Below are 16,013 nucleotides of genomic sequence, written 5' to 3' on the forward strand. Positions count from 1 at the left end.
AGGTTTTTTTTATGGACTTATTATTGATTCTGGAACCTTTGGCTCTTTTGCCCAGCCATCAGGTATCTTTTGCCCATCCTTTTCTCCTAATTTCTTTTTTCTCTCAGCTAAACCAGGTCTGGCAAATTCTGGATGACCCTGTTTTTCTGTCCTGCCATTGACAACTGCCTCTGAACGGAGTCTTCTTTTTAAGGTCTTTTCCATCATCTTTCCAAGCCAGAGTACCTTATCTACATCATAACCATGTTCAATACCCATCTCATCAACCATTACAAGGAGGTCCTCAAGACATATAAGGCCAACATACCTTTCATCTTTATAATAATATTCTCCAGTGCCTGGTACTGGTCTATCATCCAAAAAATTAGCAGGTTGACCGCCTATACCACCTAAGGTTCCTTCAAAATGGGTAATTCCTGCCTGAAGTGCAGCGAGGACTGATGCTGAACCAATTCTTTTTGTTTCATGGAAGTGGGCTATATGCACATCTGGATTTGGTATTTCATCTAAAATCATTGAAAAATATCTATACACATCTGGAGGAGATGCACTTCCATCATGGTCTGCGTGTTCCACATCATGAGCTCCAATCTCAAACCATCGTTTTGTAAACTCCACAGCCTCTTTTAACTCAGTTGCACCACTAATTGGACTGCCCCAGATAGTGCTAACAGTGCCGCACATCTTTATACCAACATCTGAACATTTTTTAATACATCTTTCTGCCTCTTTCCAGTATTCAGGCAAGGTAGTCCCAGAATTTGCATAGTGATGTTGTTCATCTGTAGATACCATCATGATTAACCTATCTGGGCCAATCCCACGCTGATGTAATTCAATAGCCCTATCAACTGCCTTTTCACGTATAGTGACACAGGTAAAGGTTATGTCATCAGGATTGATTCCTCTTTTTGCACACCTTTTTTTAAACCTCTCACCCCTAAAATAGGCAAGTACTTCTTCTGCATCTCTAAATTGTGGCATAATATATGGATTACCAAGATTGGTGAGTTCAATATGTCTGCAACCAGCAAAAATTATTTGTTCTGCATAGTATATCTTGGCCTCGGTTGAGATAAATTTTTCCTCGTGTTGAAAACCATCCCTTACAGTTATGTCGCCTATTACCACTTTTTTAGGCATTCTTGGAAAAACTTTCCAGAGATCATATTTTGACATAATATCCTCCTTAAAATCTAAAATTACCAAAAGAGGGTTCTTCAATTGGTTTTATTAAACTTACCTCAAATGCCATGGATAGCCATTTTCTTATTTCAGAAAATTTTAAGATCCTATCATTAAGCAATCTTGCTCCACAATAAAATGGATGGGCTTCTCTATCATATTTTTCTATCATTTTTTTATAAAAAGCATCTTCTTCTTCTTTTGTCATAGGCTTGCCCTTTGCGGCCCTTTTTCTTTTTTCAATTGAGAGCAAGACTCCAGCCGCACTCTTCCCACTCATAACCGAGGTCCTGGCCCTCATTGTTGCAAATAAAAAATGAGGTCTATAAGCCCTACCACACATACCATAATTTGCTGCTCCATGATCAGGACCTATGACGAGTTGAATTTTAGGCACCTGAGCACATGACACTGCCCTCACCATATCGGCCCCATACTTTCCAATTCCCATGTGTTCTGCCTCAGAACCAACCATATATCCTGGAGAATTTTGAATAAACAAAAGGGGAATCTTTTCGTAGGAACACCTTACAATCCATTCTGTGGCCTTTTTTGCAGCTTCAACAAAAATTATTCCCACTCCATTTGACGCAATTACCCCAATAGGTATTCCATCTATTCTAATTTTACCCGTGACTATATTTTCTCCTTTACCTGGTGCAAACCTCCTTTTATATTCCAAAAATTCACCACCATCGGCTATTGCGCGAATAAAGGCCCTAACATCAACGCCTTTGCTCACCTGAGCTGGCAGAATTTGATATATTTCTTCTACTGGTACCTTTGGAGGTCTTTTTTCAAATCTGTGGCAGTGAATCTTTTGAGGCGGCTCCATTGACAATATTTCCCTGACTTTTTGTATACCTTCTTCCTGAGTCTTACAAAAATAATCAGCACCTCCAGAGATCCTTGTATGTACATCAGCACCACCTAAGGCCTCGGCTGTTATTTCTTCTCCTGTGGCCATCTTGACCAAGGGTGGACCACCCAAAAAAGAATATGCCAATTTTTCTACCATAACTGCCTGACATGCCATAAAGACAATATATGCGCCTCCTGCAGTGTTTCCACCAGTACTCATGGTTACCTGTTTAAGGCCTTTAGCAGACATTCTAGCCATGTTATAAAACATGGCTCCAAAGTGATCTTCTCCAGGAAACACATCCGCCTGCATTGGGAGAAAAGCACCCCCAGAATCTGCAATATACACACAATTTATACCACACTTTTCAGCAATTGCCTGGGCACGCAAATGTTTTTTTACAGTAATAGGAAAGTAGGTTCCTGCTTTTACCCGCGAGTCATTGGCAATTATCATTGTCCAATTACCATGAATCTTCCCAATTCCTGTAACTAATCCAGCACAGGGTACATCTTCAACCTCTGGATAATTCATTCCAAAACCAGCTATCCTGCTCAGCTCATAAAATTCAGTTCCTGGATCAATTAATAAATTTATTAATTCCCTAACAGGTCTTTTACCCTGTTTTTTTAATCTCAAAACCGCCTTTTCTCCTCCTGGCCACAGAGCTTTTTTTACAAGTTCATCTAATTTTTCTTCTTCCTTTCGCCAAAAGAGCATATTACTTGTTCTTTCATCCATTTTACATTCCTCTTTTATGTGTGTATTTGAACTGTGTATATCACACAACTTAACACTTATTTTATTTACCTTTATAATTTGGCTTTCTTTTTTCCTTAAAGGCCCTTAGCCCTTCTAACCTATCTTCTGTGGGGATGGTTATCCAATAGGCATTGGACTCAATTGCAAGACCAGTATTAATGTCAACTTCTATGCCCTTATTTATTGCATACTTTGCCTGTTCAATGGCAATTGGCCCTGTTTCACAGATTTCCCTGGCCAATTTTTCACATTCTGAAAGGAGGTTATCTAGGGTGCATATTTTATTAACCAGTCCAATATCAAGTGCCTCTTTTGCACTTACCCTTTTGCCTGTAAAAATAAGTTCCTTTGCCTTTGCTACCCCAACAATTCTAGGTAGACGCTGGGTTCCCCCCGCACCTGGGATAATGGCCAATCTTGTCTCAGTTAGACCCAGAGTAGCATTTTCTGATGCTATACGGATATCGCAAGCAAGAGCCAGCTCTGTACCGCCACCCAGTGCAACGCCATTTACAGCAGCAATAACAGGCTTGGGAAGATTTTCAATATCAGTAAAAAGGTTTCTCACAGTATAAATAAATTCCTTCACCTTTTCTTCTGGCATAGTTGCCCTTTCTTTTAGATCTGCACCAGCACAAAATGCCCTGTCACCAGCACCTGTTATTATAACAACACGTACATCTCTTCTAAATCTAATAGAGTCAATTTCTCTTTTTAAAGCATGTAATAGGTCAAAATTTAAAGCATTCATTATCTGGGGACGATTTAAAGTTAAAATACATATCTGATCTTTTTCTTGTTTCAGTAAAATTTCTTCTTTCATAACAATCCTCTCTATTTAACAACCAATATATCTTGATATTACAATCCTCTGTATTTCAGAGGTACCCTCTCCTATGTCCAATATCTTTTGATCTCTATAAAACCTTTCAACATCATATTCCTTCATCAGGCCATATCCACCATGAATTTGAACAGCCCGATCAACTACTCGTCCCATAAGCTCAGAACAATATAATTTTGCCATTGCAGCATATTTGGCAAAGGGTCTATTATGGTCTCTAAGCCAACAGGCCTTATAAAGGAGATTTCTGGCGCACTCAATCTCTGTTGCACAATCTGCCAATTTAAAGGCAACGGCCTGAAATTTCGAGATTGGTTGACCAAATTGTACCCTCTCTTTTGCATATTTAAGGGCCTTTTCATAGGCACCTTCTGCTCCACCAAGACCCATTGCAGCAATTGATAATCTGCCACCATCTAAGGTCATAAGCATTTGCTTAAACCCATCTCCCCGTTTTCCCAACATATTTTCTTCAGAGACCCTTACATTATCAAAATAAAGCTCAGCTGTGTTTGATGCCCTCCACATCATTTTCCCGTGAATTGTCTTTGCAGTAAAACCTTTGGTGCCATGTTCAACTAAAAAACAAGTATATTCTGGTTTACCATCTTCCCTTGTACCTGTAACCGTCTGAACAGTAACTCCCATGGATATTGGGCTTGATCCATTAGTTATAAAAATCTTAGATCCATTTATAATCCATTCATTTCCATCCTTGACTGCTGTAGTCTTGGTACCTCCAGCATCAGAACCTGCCTCTGGCTCAGTTAGCCCAAATCCCCACAATCCTTCTCCAGAACACAATTTTGGCAGATACTTATTTTTTTGTTCTTCTGTTCCAAAATAATAAATTGGACCAATACCAAGGGAATTTCCTGCCGCAACTGTGGCAGCCTGAGAAGCATCAACCTTTGCTAATTCTTCAACAGCAATGATGTAGGATAGATAATCAAGTCCCTGGCCCCCATATTTCTCAGATACAAACATTCCAAAAAGACCAATTTCTCCCATCTTTCTTGTTATTTCAACAGAAAACTCCTCCTTTTCATCGAGCTCCCTAGCTACAGGGGCAATCTCTTTTAAGGCAAATTTCCTAACTTCCTTTCTTATCATTTCTTGTTCTTTAGTAAGGTCAAAGTCCATACCCCCTCCTTAAAATTATAAGGTTTTACAATCCATTAGACCTGTCTCTTCATTGTTATTTAAAAAATTAGAACATTTCTTTAGTTTGTTTAAATCAACTCCTGTATAAATATTGAGCTCATTTAAAAGATTAACAGCCTCTTCTGTGGAAATATTAATATAACTTTTGTCTAAAAAAGGACATCCACCCAGATAACCAAAGGAAGTATCAAATCTTTTAATTCCAAATTTAAGACTCTCATACATATTAACAATACCTAAATTCATTTTAGAGTGAAAATGCATTGAGATAATATTTGAATCTACTTTTTTCAAAATATTTTCAAAAAATTTACTGATTAAAATAGGGTTAGCCTTTGCAGTTGTGTCAGCAAACACTATTTCATCTACTCCTACGTCTAAATAAATATCAACGATTTCTAGAACATCCTCTAATGACACATCACAACTTTTCACGTATCCAAAACAACATTGAATACTTCCTCTTATATAGAGGCCACTTTTTTTAGCAATCAATAACATATCTTTTAAACTAACTATAGAGTCTTTTTTCGACATTCCAGTATTTTTTAAATTAAAATCATTACTGGCAGATATTGATATTTCAACGCCTTTAGCACCAACAGATAATGCCCTTTCTAACCCCTTTTTATTTAAAACTAAGTTAGTTAAAATCAAATCAGTGTTTCTAAAATATTTTACTATCTCTTCTGCGTCTTTAAATTGAGGGACTTTTTTGGGATTTACAAATGAAGTTATTTGAATATTTTTAAGACCAGCTTCTATCAGGTTTTCAATTATTTTAATTTTATTTGAGGTTGGGATAAAAGAGGGATAAGACTGTAGTCCATCTCTTGGGCCAACTTCAGTAAGGAACACCTCAGAAAGGGGGAGATGATAGTTCACTTGATTCTCCCTGAGCTTTTATAAATTAAAGTAATTAGAATTTTAAATTAAAATTAGTTTATAAAAGTATACCATTTTTGTCAACATAAGAGTAAATTAACGATAACAGAACTAAATTAATACTATATGTGAAGTTTTTTGGTTAAGAATTTTTTCTCTTGACAGAAAATATAAAAAACCTTAACAGATTTTTTCAGACGGGCCATTAGCTCAATTGGCAGAGCAACGGACTCTTAATCCGGAGGTTGAAGGTTCGACTCCTTCATGGCCCATCAATAATTTCATTAAAGTAAAAGAGTTTAATCTTTCATTCTAACAGTAAGGTTGGAAAAAAGTTGGAAAAATTTTTTTATCCAACCCGGTCCCTGATTTTCTGTGAGTGATCAGGGATATGTTTGTTTACCGCATGCCCCCGGCTTTATCGGTGGGATTTATTACGTTGAAATTCAACAATTCTACCGTTATTTCGAGCTGAAAAAAATCTCTTATAGATTTCCTTGAACACCTCTTAATTCATGCAAATATGGTGCTGAGGTATATGAATGTAAGCTTTCACAATAAAAGAGAATTTTTTGCAAATAAAATGAGAAAAATAAGGATAAGTGGTGTTGGGGGTTGGGCTTAATGAGCTAGTCCAGAGTGAAGCATTATTATATGGAACTCTTTTAAAATTTCTTTTATGTTGTCAATTAATTTTGTAAACGAGTACATGGCATAAATTAAAACCCCCAAAAATCACATTTGAGCCAGTATTGTCTGGTGTAACAGCTTGTGCCTTATTTAAAAACAGGACTTTCAGAGTTAATTTAGAAAATTTTGCTAAAACCCGCGTCAATTAAGGGTTTGGAGCACTTCTTTAAGAAGTAAAACCTATCATATTTTATTAATTTTTCATTATTTTTTGTAGTTTTTTCAAGGAAAATCTAATTTTTTTCTTGCAATTGTAGAACCTAATCTATTACAGTATTTTTATGGTACCTTTATACAAAAGGAAAATTAAAGGTAGAACCTATTGGTATTTGAGAGAAACTGTCAGAAAAGGTAAAAAGGTTAAAGTACTTCGGCACACCAGACAGTATTCTTAAAAGACTTAAAAAAGCTGAATCATCTGGTGTACCTCTGAGGATCCAAAGTGAGGAATTTGGATCAGTGTTCATCGATAATGAGTTAGAAAATCAAAACTATTAAAAATCGTTTTATAAGAGTCTGCAAGAAACTTCATATAGGCACTCAAAATTACCATCTTGAACTCACATCAGATAAAAAACCATATCCTTCAGAAAAAATCAATATGAGATCAAGAAAACAGAATCAAACTTTGGTCGTTAAATAATAGTTACTGATAATATTAAGTGGAGTCCAGAAAAAATAGTCCAGGCCTCCCTTGACCGTTGGATTATAGAGAGAAGGAATTTCTCGATAGGAAATCCTCAGTATCAGGTCAACCTATATACCATTGGACAGACAACAAGGTACGCTGTCATCTTCTCACCTGTGTAATTGCCCTCACTAAGATACGACAAATAATCACACAATGGTAGAAGTATGTGGATTATTGTAGAATTTGAATGTTAACTTGTTTTAATACTGGGTAGGATTATCCACTCTTTTGTACGATCTTTTATAAATTTATACGGCAAGACAAAATCATAACTTGAAAGTACTATTTTTTTTAGAGGTGAAATTATTTCACAATGAATATAAACTTTTTTATATATTATAGAATAATGACCTGTCAGTATTAAGTCTACCTTTATTTTTTTGTTTAATTTATTGAGATTTCTCGTTAATATAAATTCTCCTTTTCCGGGCTCTATTCTAATATCTTTTTTATTTAATCTTAAATCTATAAGATTATAACCCAGGTGGGATAGCTTTGTGCTAATCAAATAAGGTATTAAACGGCCAAGTGCATTGGATAATTCGAGACTCTCATTATTACTAAATGTTGTAATTAAAATAGTTTTATTTTTTATATTTAAATCTTTTAGTTTTTTGTTTAGATACTGAGCAGCAATATAACTTTTCTTTAGGATAAGGTCATTATCATCAGGTGGTATTGCCTTGTAAGATGGTGAATTTTCTTTTCTGGTATACTTAATTGTTGTGCATGATATAAAGAATAGACAAAGGAATGTAAATATTACTATAATATAAATAAATATTTTACTTTTGTTGTACATGCTCATTAATCCTGGAAGATGTCAAATTTTTAAGTTTATTTTTTTTACATGTTTGTACCTTTAAATAATCTTTTTTGGGTTTGTAAATCCCATTTATTATATGGAGTTATTCCTATTATTTTCTTAAAGGTTTCCATTGCCTTTTGTGTTTCTTTTCCCCATATTCCATCTATTTTCAAATTATATAATCCCAGCTCTTTTAATCTTTTTTGTATTAATTTTATATCATCCTTATTAAATTTTGATAATATTTTGACACCTAATTCAATTGGCCCACCCTCTATTTTTGCTTTTGTTATTTTTTCTTTTTTCTTTTTTTTGAGTTCTTTTATCCTTTCAGGAAGTATCAGAGATTGATACTCCTCAGGTAAAAAAAGTGTAAAAGAAATAGAGGATAACACTACATTATTCTGGAGAGAAATTATTTTTAGCGTGATAAACAATAAATTATTATTAATTTGGACATAAGTTCCAGTTAACATTGTATTGCTTTTATATTTAGATAGGATTAAAGACAGATCTCTACTTAAAGCAAATTCTCCCCTTTTCTTTTTAATTAATAGAGAATAATTTCTCAACCTTATTTCTTTAACTTTATACCCTTCCCTTGTAAAATAAGATGCTATACCTTCCTGAATTATTCTTGCCAGTTTACAGGTAATATTAAAATTGTTTAAGTCAGTCAAGGTAGTTATTAATAATGTATCATATTTTGACAAACTGATGTTTTTTTCAAGGTTCCTAGATATCATTTGTATTACATCCGAAACATTAAATGTTTTTAAGTCAAAGAAAGACACCTCTTCACCTGGATTAATATATTTTTCTTGTTGAATTATAAAATAGTCTGGTTTTTTACACAAACATATTCTAGAATTTATTATAAATACAAATGACATGATAAAAAAGAAAAAAACTTTAGTTCTCATAAGTACTCCTCTTACTTATCTACTAATCTATAAACTTTATAGTCTGATTCTAGAGGCATCTTTTTATATATAGTAAGTTTCAATTTGTAATCATTTATTACAGTTATATCATTACTTAAATTTAAAACTGATGAATCTCTAAAAATAATACATCCTTGATAATACAAACTTGTATTAATAATTACTTCTTTTTTACTTGACATAATATAAGAATCAAAAGTTACTAAAAAATTGGCATCACTTTTTTTTGAAATTCTAAAATTTTCTTTTACCATTGCAGTAGCTAGGAGCTCTCTATAATTTTTTTCAAATAGTGTGTTTTTTCCATAACTAATGTATACACTCTTGACCGGGGTTGAAAAATTTGATGCTACGGTCTTAGATATGGATTTAGCTACAATACCTGCCAATTTTGCCCATGCCTTTGATGGAGAGGTTTCTTTGGTAATATAAAAATATGACCCGGTGGTGATGAAACCTCGTATGGGTGGGTAAGAAGGTTTTATACAGGAACAATAAAACAAACTCACTATAACCAATGAAATGATTCTGTAATTTCTTATGCTCATAGCTATTAAATTCCTTTTATTTTTTAAAATTCGGATTTTTCTTCGTTTTCTTTAGATATTAATATTTTTTTACAATGAATTTACTGAAAATATGCGAAAATTGAGTATAATATTAAATATTTATTTAATTTTTTATTAGTTAAATAAATCTCTTGAAATTTTCAAAAATATGAGTAATATTTATTCCACTACGGAGAGGTGGCCGAGCGGTCGAAGGCGGTAGTCTTGAAAACTACTGAGGGTTTACAGCCCTCCGGGGGTTCGAATCCCTCCCTCTCCGTCTCCCTACCTCTCTACCATCTTGTCTTAAATGGAGTTTTTTAAAGCTTAACCTAAGGATTCAAATCCGCTATTTAACTAGGAGGAATTAATGGTGGATATAGCTATTTTGATTGGAAGTATTTCAGATAGAGAAAAGCTGATTCCATGTGTGGAAATACTGGAAAAATTGGGTATTAGTTATAAATTTCATGTAACATCTGCCCACAGGACCCCTGAGAGAACTGAAAATTTAATCAGAGATTTAGAGGAAAGGGGGTGCAAGGTGTTTATTTGTGCAGCTGGTCTTGCTGCCCACTTAGCTGGAGCAGTTGCTGCAAGGACAATAAGACCTGTTATTGGAGTTCCAATCAATGCATCTTCTTTAGGTGGAATGGATTCTCTTCTTTCCACTGTGCAAATGCCTCCTGGATATCCAGTCGCAACCGTTGCCATTGACAAGATTGGAGCTAAAAATGCAGCTTATCTTGCCGCCCAAATCCTGGCTATTTATGATTTTGAATTAGAGAAAAAATTAAAAGAGTTAAGGGAAGAGATGAGCCGAGTAGTAGAAGAGGCGAATAAAAAATTATAAATTATTTCAATATGTTAAATAAAAATTACAAAAAAACTTTTTTTGATCTTTACAATTAAAAAATTGAGTTTATATTAATAAGCGTACATGGAAAGGGGTGATAAGGGTGATTAGTAAGGTAATTTTGTTGGCACTCGCAATTAGAGAGTGCTAATAATAAATAAAGATAATAGAAACTACAAAATAAAACGGAGGTGGAGGCTATGAAGTTAAAACCATTACATGATCGTGTGTTGGTAAAGCGTTTAGAGGAAGAGGAAAAAACAAAAGGTGGAATTATCATCCCTGATACTGCAAAGGAAAAGCCAATTAAAGGTGAAGTAATCGCCGTAGGTCCTGGGAGACTTACTGATGATGGAAAGAGGATTGAGATGTCTGTAAAGGTTGGGGACAAGGTAATGTTTAGTAAATATGCAGGAACCGAGGTAAAGATTGAAGGTGAAGAATATCTCATCATGAGAGAAGATGATATTGTTGCTATTATTGAAAATTAAATTTTAAAAGGAGGTGGGTAATATGCCTGCAAAGGAAATCCTATATAGTGAAACTGCGAGAGCAAAATTAAAGGCTGGAGTTGATAAACTTGCAAATGCTGTAAAAGTAACTTTGGGTCCAAAGGGTAGGAATGTAGTGATTGAAAAGTCTTTTGGATCCCCAGTTATCACAAAAGATGGTGTTACAGTTGCAAAAGAGATTGAACTGGAAGATAAATTTGAAAACATGGGTGCGCAAATGGTAAAGGAAGTTGCCAGCAAGACATCTGATATTGCTGGTGACGGTACCACTACAGCAACCATCCTTGCCCAGAAGATTTTCAATGAAGGCATTAAGTTAGTTGCTGCTGGTAGAAATCCCATGATCATCAAGAGGGGTATTGATAAGGCTGTTGATGCAGTAGTCAAAAAACTAGAAGAAATTTCTGTTCCAACCAGAGATGAAAAAGACATTGCACAGGTAGGTACAATTTCTGCCAATAATGATTCTGCAATAGGAAATCTTATTGCAGATGCAATGAGTAAGGTTGGCAAAGAGGGAGTTATTACCGTAGAAGAAGCAAAGGGTCTTGAGAATACCCTTGAGTTTGTTGAAGGTATGCAGTTTGATAGAGGTTATTTATCTCCATATTTCGTAACCAATGCTGACAAAATGACATGTGAGCTGGAAAATGCATATATCTTAATCCATGAGAAAAAGATATCTGCAATGAAGGACCTCCTTCCTGTATTAGAGCAGGTTGCAAAACAGGGTAAGCCCTTGTTGATTATTGCTGAAGATGTGGAAGGTGAAGCCCTTGCTACATTGGTTGTAAATAAACTTAGGGGAACTTTACAGGTATGTGCTGTAAAAGCGCCTGGTTTTGGAGAGAGAAGAAAGGCAATGTTGCAGGACATTGCTATCTTAACTGGTGGTCAGGTGATTTCAGAAGATCTTGGCATTAAGCTTGAGAACGCTACTCTAAATGACCTTGGTGAGGCCAAGAAAATAATTGTTGATAAAGAAAATACCACAATAATTGATGGTGCAGGAAAACCAGAAGACATCAAAGCCAGGGTCAATCAGATCAGAGCTGAAATTGAAGAAACCACTTCTGATTATGATAAAGAGAAATTACAGGAACGTCTGGCCAAGTTGGTTGGTGGTGTTGCCGTAATTAATGTTGGTGCTGCAACTGAGACCGAGATGAAGGAAAAAAAGGCCAGGGTAGAAGACGCGCTCAATGCAACCAGGGCAGCTGTTGAAGAAGGTATTGTTCCTGGTGGTGGTGTAGCCCTTATCAGATGCCTTGAAGCTGTTGAAGCTGTAAAGGCTGCTGATGAAGATGAGAAAGCGGGTATTGAAATTGTCAAATTAGCCCTTACAGAGCCTTTGCGTCAGATCTGCGCAAATGCAGGTTATGAAGGCTCCTTAGTGGTGGAAAAGGTAAAATCTGAGAAAGGCGCCTTTGGATTTAATGCAGCTACTGGTGAATATGAGGACCTTCTCAAGGCTGGTGTAATTGATCCAAAGAAAGTAACCAGGATTGCCTTGCAGAATGCGTCTTCTATTGCATCCTTGCTCTTGACAACTGAGGCTGCAATTTGCGAAAAACCAGAAGAAAAAGATAAAAACATGCCTGCACCTGGCGCTGGAATGGGCGGCATGTATTAATAGATATGCAAAGAGAAAAACAAAAAAGGCTGGTCTTGAGACCAGCCTTTTTTGTTTATTGATTTGTTTTAAAAGGAGGAGGGATATATGCTTCAAATAGAAGAGTATAAATTTGGATTTATGAAGATATCAGGAAAAACTTATACCCATGATCTGAAAATTATAGAAGATTCCATCATCCCTAACTGGTGGCGAAGTGAAGGACACAGGGTGTTACAAAAAGATATAAAAGATATACTTGAACACGGCGTGGAAATTATTATTATTGGTCAGGGCGATCCTGGCTTGATGAAAGTAGATCCTTCCCTTAAAAATTATTTGAAAAAACAAAAAATTAAACTTATAGAAAAACCAACAAAAGATGCCATCTCTGAATTTAACAGATTATCTAAAGAAGGTAAAAAGGTCGGTGCTGGATTTCATCTAACCTGTTAATATTTAATTGTTTAGTGCTATATAAAAAAACAGGAGAAAATCCTTTTATGGAAACAGTATTGATAATTGGTGGATGTAAAAGTGGTAAAAGTAGATTTGCTTTAGAACTAGCAGGCAATTATTCAAACCAAAAGAAGATCTATATTGCCACCTCCATTGTTTGTGATGAGGAAATGGAAGACAGGGTGAAAAAGCATAAAAAAGAGAGGGGAGATGAGTGGGAGACTTTAGAATGTGCCTATGATTTGCCAGATACACTAAATAGTGTCGTGATTAAGGGATACATAGTATTGGTAGATTGCCTTACAATGTGGGTCAATAATCTCTTTTACAAGGGGCTTACTATTCAGGAAATTGAGGTTGAGATAGAAAAACTTTTGGAAGTAATTGGGAAAAATAGAGGGTTGTTAATCCTTGTATCCAATGAAGTTGGACTTGGAATTGTCCCATTAAATGAATTCACTAGAAAATACAGGGATGTTGTGGGAATTATGCATCAAAAAGTAGCAAAAATGGTAGATAAAGTATACTTTGTTACCTGTGGAATTCCAAATCTTATAAAAGGTTAAAAAATGAATAATTTTCTTGGAGCACTACTCTTTTTGACCACTTTGCCTCTTCCTAGAAAGACCAACCTGGAATTTATGCCTGATAAAATAAGGCCTTATTTCCCATTAGTTGGTCTTTTGTTAGGGCTTATAGTGGCCAGTTTTGATTTTTTTATGTCTCATATTTTTCCAAATAGCACAGTAGCCTGGTTAGACGTTATAATGTTAATATTTTTAACAGGTGCACTTCACTTGGATGGGCTGGCCGATACTGCTGATGGGATATTTAGTCACAAGTCCATGGAAGATAAGCTGAAAATAATGAAAGATTCCAGGATTGGTACAATGGGGGTCCTGGCTATTGTATGCGTTCTTGGAATAAAATATTTTGGTATAAAGGGTATAGATAATAACAGATTATTAATCATTTCGTTAATACCTGCATATTCTAGGACCTCTATGGTTATTGCAATGAAATTTTTGGGATATTGTAGGGATATAGGTACTGCTAAAGGATTTTTTGCATCAAATGTAAAATTAAATGAATTTATTCTATTTGCATGTATAATTTTTATTTCCCTTTGTCTGGGGAAAGATTTCTTTTTGTTGAACAGTGTTTTTTTTATATCAACATTTTTAATTATTTTTTATTATAAAAAGACCATGGGATGCATAACTGGAGATACATTAGGTTGTATGTGTGAGGTTATTGAATCTATTTTATTTTTGGTTTTAAGTTAAACTAAACAACTTAATATTCATTAATGTATGTTACATGGAGTTATTAAATGCGAATCTTTATAGGAATTCCTTTTCCCGAGGAATACAAAAAAAATTTAAAAAAAATAAAAAACAAATGGGTAAATAACTTGTTGTCTAAGGTTAAGTGGACAGAAGAAAAAAATTTTCATCTCACTTTATTTTTTATTGGTGAAGTTGATGCAAAAAAAGTAGAGGAAATAAAATCTACCCTTGAAAATGTTACGATAGCCCCTTTTCTTTTTCAGGCAGGAGGTGGTGGATATTTTCCTGATATCAAAAGACCACGCGTTCTTTGGGTAGGAACTAAAAAAGGATATAGAGAATGTATAAAACTCGCAGAAAAAATTTCTTCATCTTTACAATATATTGGAATTAAGGGAGATGATAGACCATTTAAGCCGCATCTCACTATAGGACGGATAAAAAATGCTAGTTTAAAAGACAATTGGAAGGAGCTATTAAAATATTTAAATGAACTCACCTGGCCCCAGATAACCATTCATAGATTCATTTTATGGCAAAGCATTTTAAAGCCAACTGGACCTGTTTATAGACCTATAAAAGAATTTGAGTTAAAATAATTCTATGTATAATCTCCCCTATTCAATCTAGCCCTTTCAGAGATGGCCATTATTTTTAATTCATTTACAATATTAGTTGCCCCTTCGCTGGAATCTATATCATTACTATTTAAGTCCTTCTCTATTTGAGTCAGTTCATCTATAAGGGAGTTGAGAGTGTTTTCTGATTCCCTTAGATTCCCACAAGATAGATTGTGGGAATATTTTTCCCATTGATCTAAAGTGGATTCTATTTTATCCATGATCTTTATATGGTCTTGATTTTGATTTAATCTTAAGGCAGCCTCTAGTTCCTTAAGTTCAATTGGAGTTGAGGAAATTTGAGGTTTGAGCATTTTTTCTTGTTTTTCTTCAATTTGTTTTTTAAGGAAAATATCAAAGTCTTGATTAGATGCTTTTTGCTTGGTTTTATCTGTTTGTTGGGATATATTTTTTTCAATGTCATTGAAATTAATTTTATGCATTTCCTTTCCTTTTAGATAAGGTAAAGTTTTTTGTATCAGGAATTTATTTCTTGGTTCTATCAGTTTTAATTTTAGAAAGCAAGATTTTTGCCAGGATTAACGAATAAAAGGGAGGTCATTTTTGACCCCTATAGTTAAGGCTGCGGAAATTATAAAAAAAGGAGGAGTTGTTATTTTTCCAACCGAGACCTTGTATGGCCTTGGCACAAATGCTCTTAATCAAGATGCTATAAAGAGGATTTTTGAGATAAAAATTAGGCCCATGCAAAAGGTATTACCAGTTATAATTGGTGATATATCACAACTTAAGATGTTGGTAGATAGAACAGATAACATACCCCTGGACTTAATTTTGGATAAATTTTGGCCAGGTCCCCTCTCAATATTATTTTCTGGAAAGACTAATTTGCCTAAAGGTGTTGTTAACCAAGAAGGTTATGTGTGTATTAGGCTTACCTCTCATCCTGTAGCCAGGAATTTATGTCTTGCTTCAGGATATCCTCTAGTTGCAACCAGTGCAAATTTATCTGGCAAACCATCACCTAGATTGTTTGATGAAATCAATAAAGGACTTCTGAAAAAGGTAGATATGGCAATTAATTTATACCCACAACCTTCAGGAAGGAAACCTTCAACAATTATTAAATTTGTTGGAGATAAAACCATAAAGATAATTAGACACGGAGCTATTTCTATTAATAATTTAAAAAAAGCTGGTTTAAATATAAAATAAATTTTATTTAAGGGTGATTTGTGATCAGTGTGTGTGATCTGTTGTCCACTCACACTGACCACTCATCTCTTCTTAATTTATCACCTTCAACACTGGATATACTGAG

17 protein-coding genes and 2 tRNA genes are annotated in these 16,013 nt (G+C 34.7%); 10 read left to right on the forward strand and 9 right to left on the reverse strand.

The genetic code is table 11. The features are described 5' to 3' along the window. Positions 1–9: 9 nt before the first annotated feature. The 5 genes from ACYQ1E_RS06055 to ACYQ1E_RS06075 form a co-directional block, all read right to left on the reverse strand. Positions 10–1,179, reverse strand: coding sequence for a beta/alpha barrel domain-containing protein (locus ACYQ1E_RS06055; RefSeq protein ID WP_459876552.1), 1,170 nt, complete (start codon positions 1,177–1,179; stop codon positions 10–12). 10 nt (positions 1,180–1,189) lie between these two features. Continuing rightward, on the reverse strand, positions 1,190–2,788 hold the full coding sequence (locus ACYQ1E_RS06060) for an acyl-CoA carboxylase subunit beta (protein ID WP_459876555.1): 1,599 nt from the start codon (positions 2,786–2,788) through the stop codon (positions 1,190–1,192). A 61-nt stretch (positions 2,789–2,849) separates the two neighbouring features. After that, complete coding sequence (locus tag ACYQ1E_RS06065) at positions 2,850–3,632, reverse strand: enoyl-CoA hydratase (RefSeq protein ID WP_459876557.1); 783 nt, start codon at positions 3,630–3,632, stop codon at positions 2,850–2,852. 15 nt (positions 3,633–3,647) lie between these two features. Beyond that, positions 3,648–4,796, reverse strand: coding sequence for an acyl-CoA dehydrogenase family protein (locus tag ACYQ1E_RS06070; protein ID WP_459876559.1), 1,149 nt, complete (start codon positions 4,794–4,796; stop codon positions 3,648–3,650). A gap of 15 nt (positions 4,797–4,811) precedes the next feature. Next, a complete protein-coding gene (locus tag ACYQ1E_RS06075) occupies positions 4,812–5,702 on the reverse strand; it encodes a hydroxymethylglutaryl-CoA lyase (protein WP_459876562.1) in 891 nt (296 codons plus the stop codon). Between the two features lie 199 nt (positions 5,703–5,901). Here ACYQ1E_RS06075 and ACYQ1E_RS06080 point away from each other — a divergent pair. Then, positions 5,902–5,974, forward strand: a tRNA-Lys gene (locus tag ACYQ1E_RS06080). 1,299 nt (positions 5,975–7,273) lie between these two features. Here the strand turns inward: ACYQ1E_RS06080 and ACYQ1E_RS06085 are convergent. Genes ACYQ1E_RS06085 through ACYQ1E_RS06095 form a run of 3 tightly spaced genes read right to left on the reverse strand, consistent with a single transcriptional unit; the run spans position 7,274 to position 9,383 of the window. After that, positions 7,274–7,885: a FlgO family outer membrane protein gene (locus ACYQ1E_RS06085; protein WP_459876565.1), complete on the reverse strand. Its 612-nt coding sequence runs from the start codon at positions 7,883–7,885 to the stop codon at positions 7,274–7,276. A gap of 44 nt (positions 7,886–7,929) precedes the next feature. Next, on the reverse strand, positions 7,930–8,814 hold the full coding sequence (locus ACYQ1E_RS06090) for a FlgO family outer membrane protein (RefSeq protein ID WP_459876568.1): 885 nt from the start codon (positions 8,812–8,814) through the stop codon (positions 7,930–7,932). 11 nt (positions 8,815–8,825) lie between these two features. Continuing rightward, positions 8,826–9,383 (reverse strand): hypothetical protein, encoded by a 558-nt coding sequence (locus ACYQ1E_RS06095; protein WP_459876571.1) that lies wholly within the window; start codon positions 9,381–9,383, stop codon positions 8,826–8,828. A 192-nt stretch (positions 9,384–9,575) separates the two neighbouring features. On the opposite strand from ACYQ1E_RS06095, the gene ACYQ1E_RS06100 reads away from it, so the two are divergent. The 8 genes from ACYQ1E_RS06100 (at position 9,576) to thpR (ending at position 14,710) form a co-directional block, all read left to right on the forward strand. Further along, positions 9,576–9,663: transfer RNA gene (locus tag ACYQ1E_RS06100), tRNA-Ser, on the forward strand. A gap of 90 nt (positions 9,664–9,753) precedes the next feature. Next, complete coding sequence (gene purE, locus ACYQ1E_RS06105; protein ID WP_459876574.1) at positions 9,754–10,236, forward strand: 5-(carboxyamino)imidazole ribonucleotide mutase; 483 nt, start codon at positions 9,754–9,756, stop codon at positions 10,234–10,236. Between the two features lie 194 nt (positions 10,237–10,430). Next, positions 10,431–10,730 carry a co-chaperone GroES gene (gene groES, locus ACYQ1E_RS06110; protein ID WP_459876577.1) on the forward strand — a complete coding sequence of 100 codons (300 nt, stop codon included), beginning with the start codon at positions 10,431–10,433 and terminating at the stop codon, positions 10,728–10,730. 22 nt (positions 10,731–10,752) lie between these two features. Next, positions 10,753–12,384 carry a chaperonin GroEL gene (gene groL, locus ACYQ1E_RS06115; protein ID WP_459876580.1) on the forward strand — a complete coding sequence of 544 codons (1,632 nt, stop codon included), beginning with the start codon at positions 10,753–10,755 and terminating at the stop codon, positions 12,382–12,384. A gap of 87 nt (positions 12,385–12,471) precedes the next feature. Next, positions 12,472–12,819: an Mth938-like domain-containing protein gene (locus tag ACYQ1E_RS06120; RefSeq protein ID WP_459876582.1), complete on the forward strand. Its 348-nt coding sequence runs from the start codon at positions 12,472–12,474 to the stop codon at positions 12,817–12,819. 47 nt (positions 12,820–12,866) lie between these two features. Further along, positions 12,867–13,388 (forward strand): bifunctional adenosylcobinamide kinase/adenosylcobinamide-phosphate guanylyltransferase, encoded by a 522-nt coding sequence (gene cobU / locus ACYQ1E_RS06125; protein ID WP_459876586.1) that lies wholly within the window; start codon positions 12,867–12,869, stop codon positions 13,386–13,388. A gap of 3 nt (positions 13,389–13,391) precedes the next feature. Beyond that, a complete protein-coding gene (cobS, locus tag ACYQ1E_RS06130; RefSeq protein ID WP_459876588.1) occupies positions 13,392–14,108 on the forward strand; it encodes an adenosylcobinamide-GDP ribazoletransferase in 717 nt (238 codons plus the stop codon). Positions 14,109–14,155: 47 nt separating this feature from the next. Beyond that, positions 14,156–14,710 (forward strand): RNA 2',3'-cyclic phosphodiesterase, encoded by a 555-nt coding sequence (thpR, locus tag ACYQ1E_RS06135; RefSeq protein ID WP_459876591.1) that lies wholly within the window; start codon positions 14,156–14,158, stop codon positions 14,708–14,710. 2 nt (positions 14,711–14,712) lie between these two features. Here the strand turns inward: thpR and ACYQ1E_RS06140 are convergent, their stop codons facing one another. Then, positions 14,713–15,174 (reverse strand): hypothetical protein, encoded by a 462-nt coding sequence (locus ACYQ1E_RS06140; RefSeq protein WP_459876594.1) that lies wholly within the window; start codon positions 15,172–15,174, stop codon positions 14,713–14,715. A 121-nt stretch (positions 15,175–15,295) separates the two neighbouring features. Here ACYQ1E_RS06140 and ACYQ1E_RS06145 point away from each other — a divergent pair, with 121 nt between their 5' ends. Then, positions 15,296–15,907, forward strand: a complete 612-nt coding sequence (locus ACYQ1E_RS06145; RefSeq protein ID WP_459876598.1) for an L-threonylcarbamoyladenylate synthase — start codon at positions 15,296–15,298, stop codon at positions 15,905–15,907. Positions 15,908–16,013: the final 106 nt, after the last annotated feature.

It is taken from the genome of Desulfothermus naphthae, assembly GCF_054657475.1.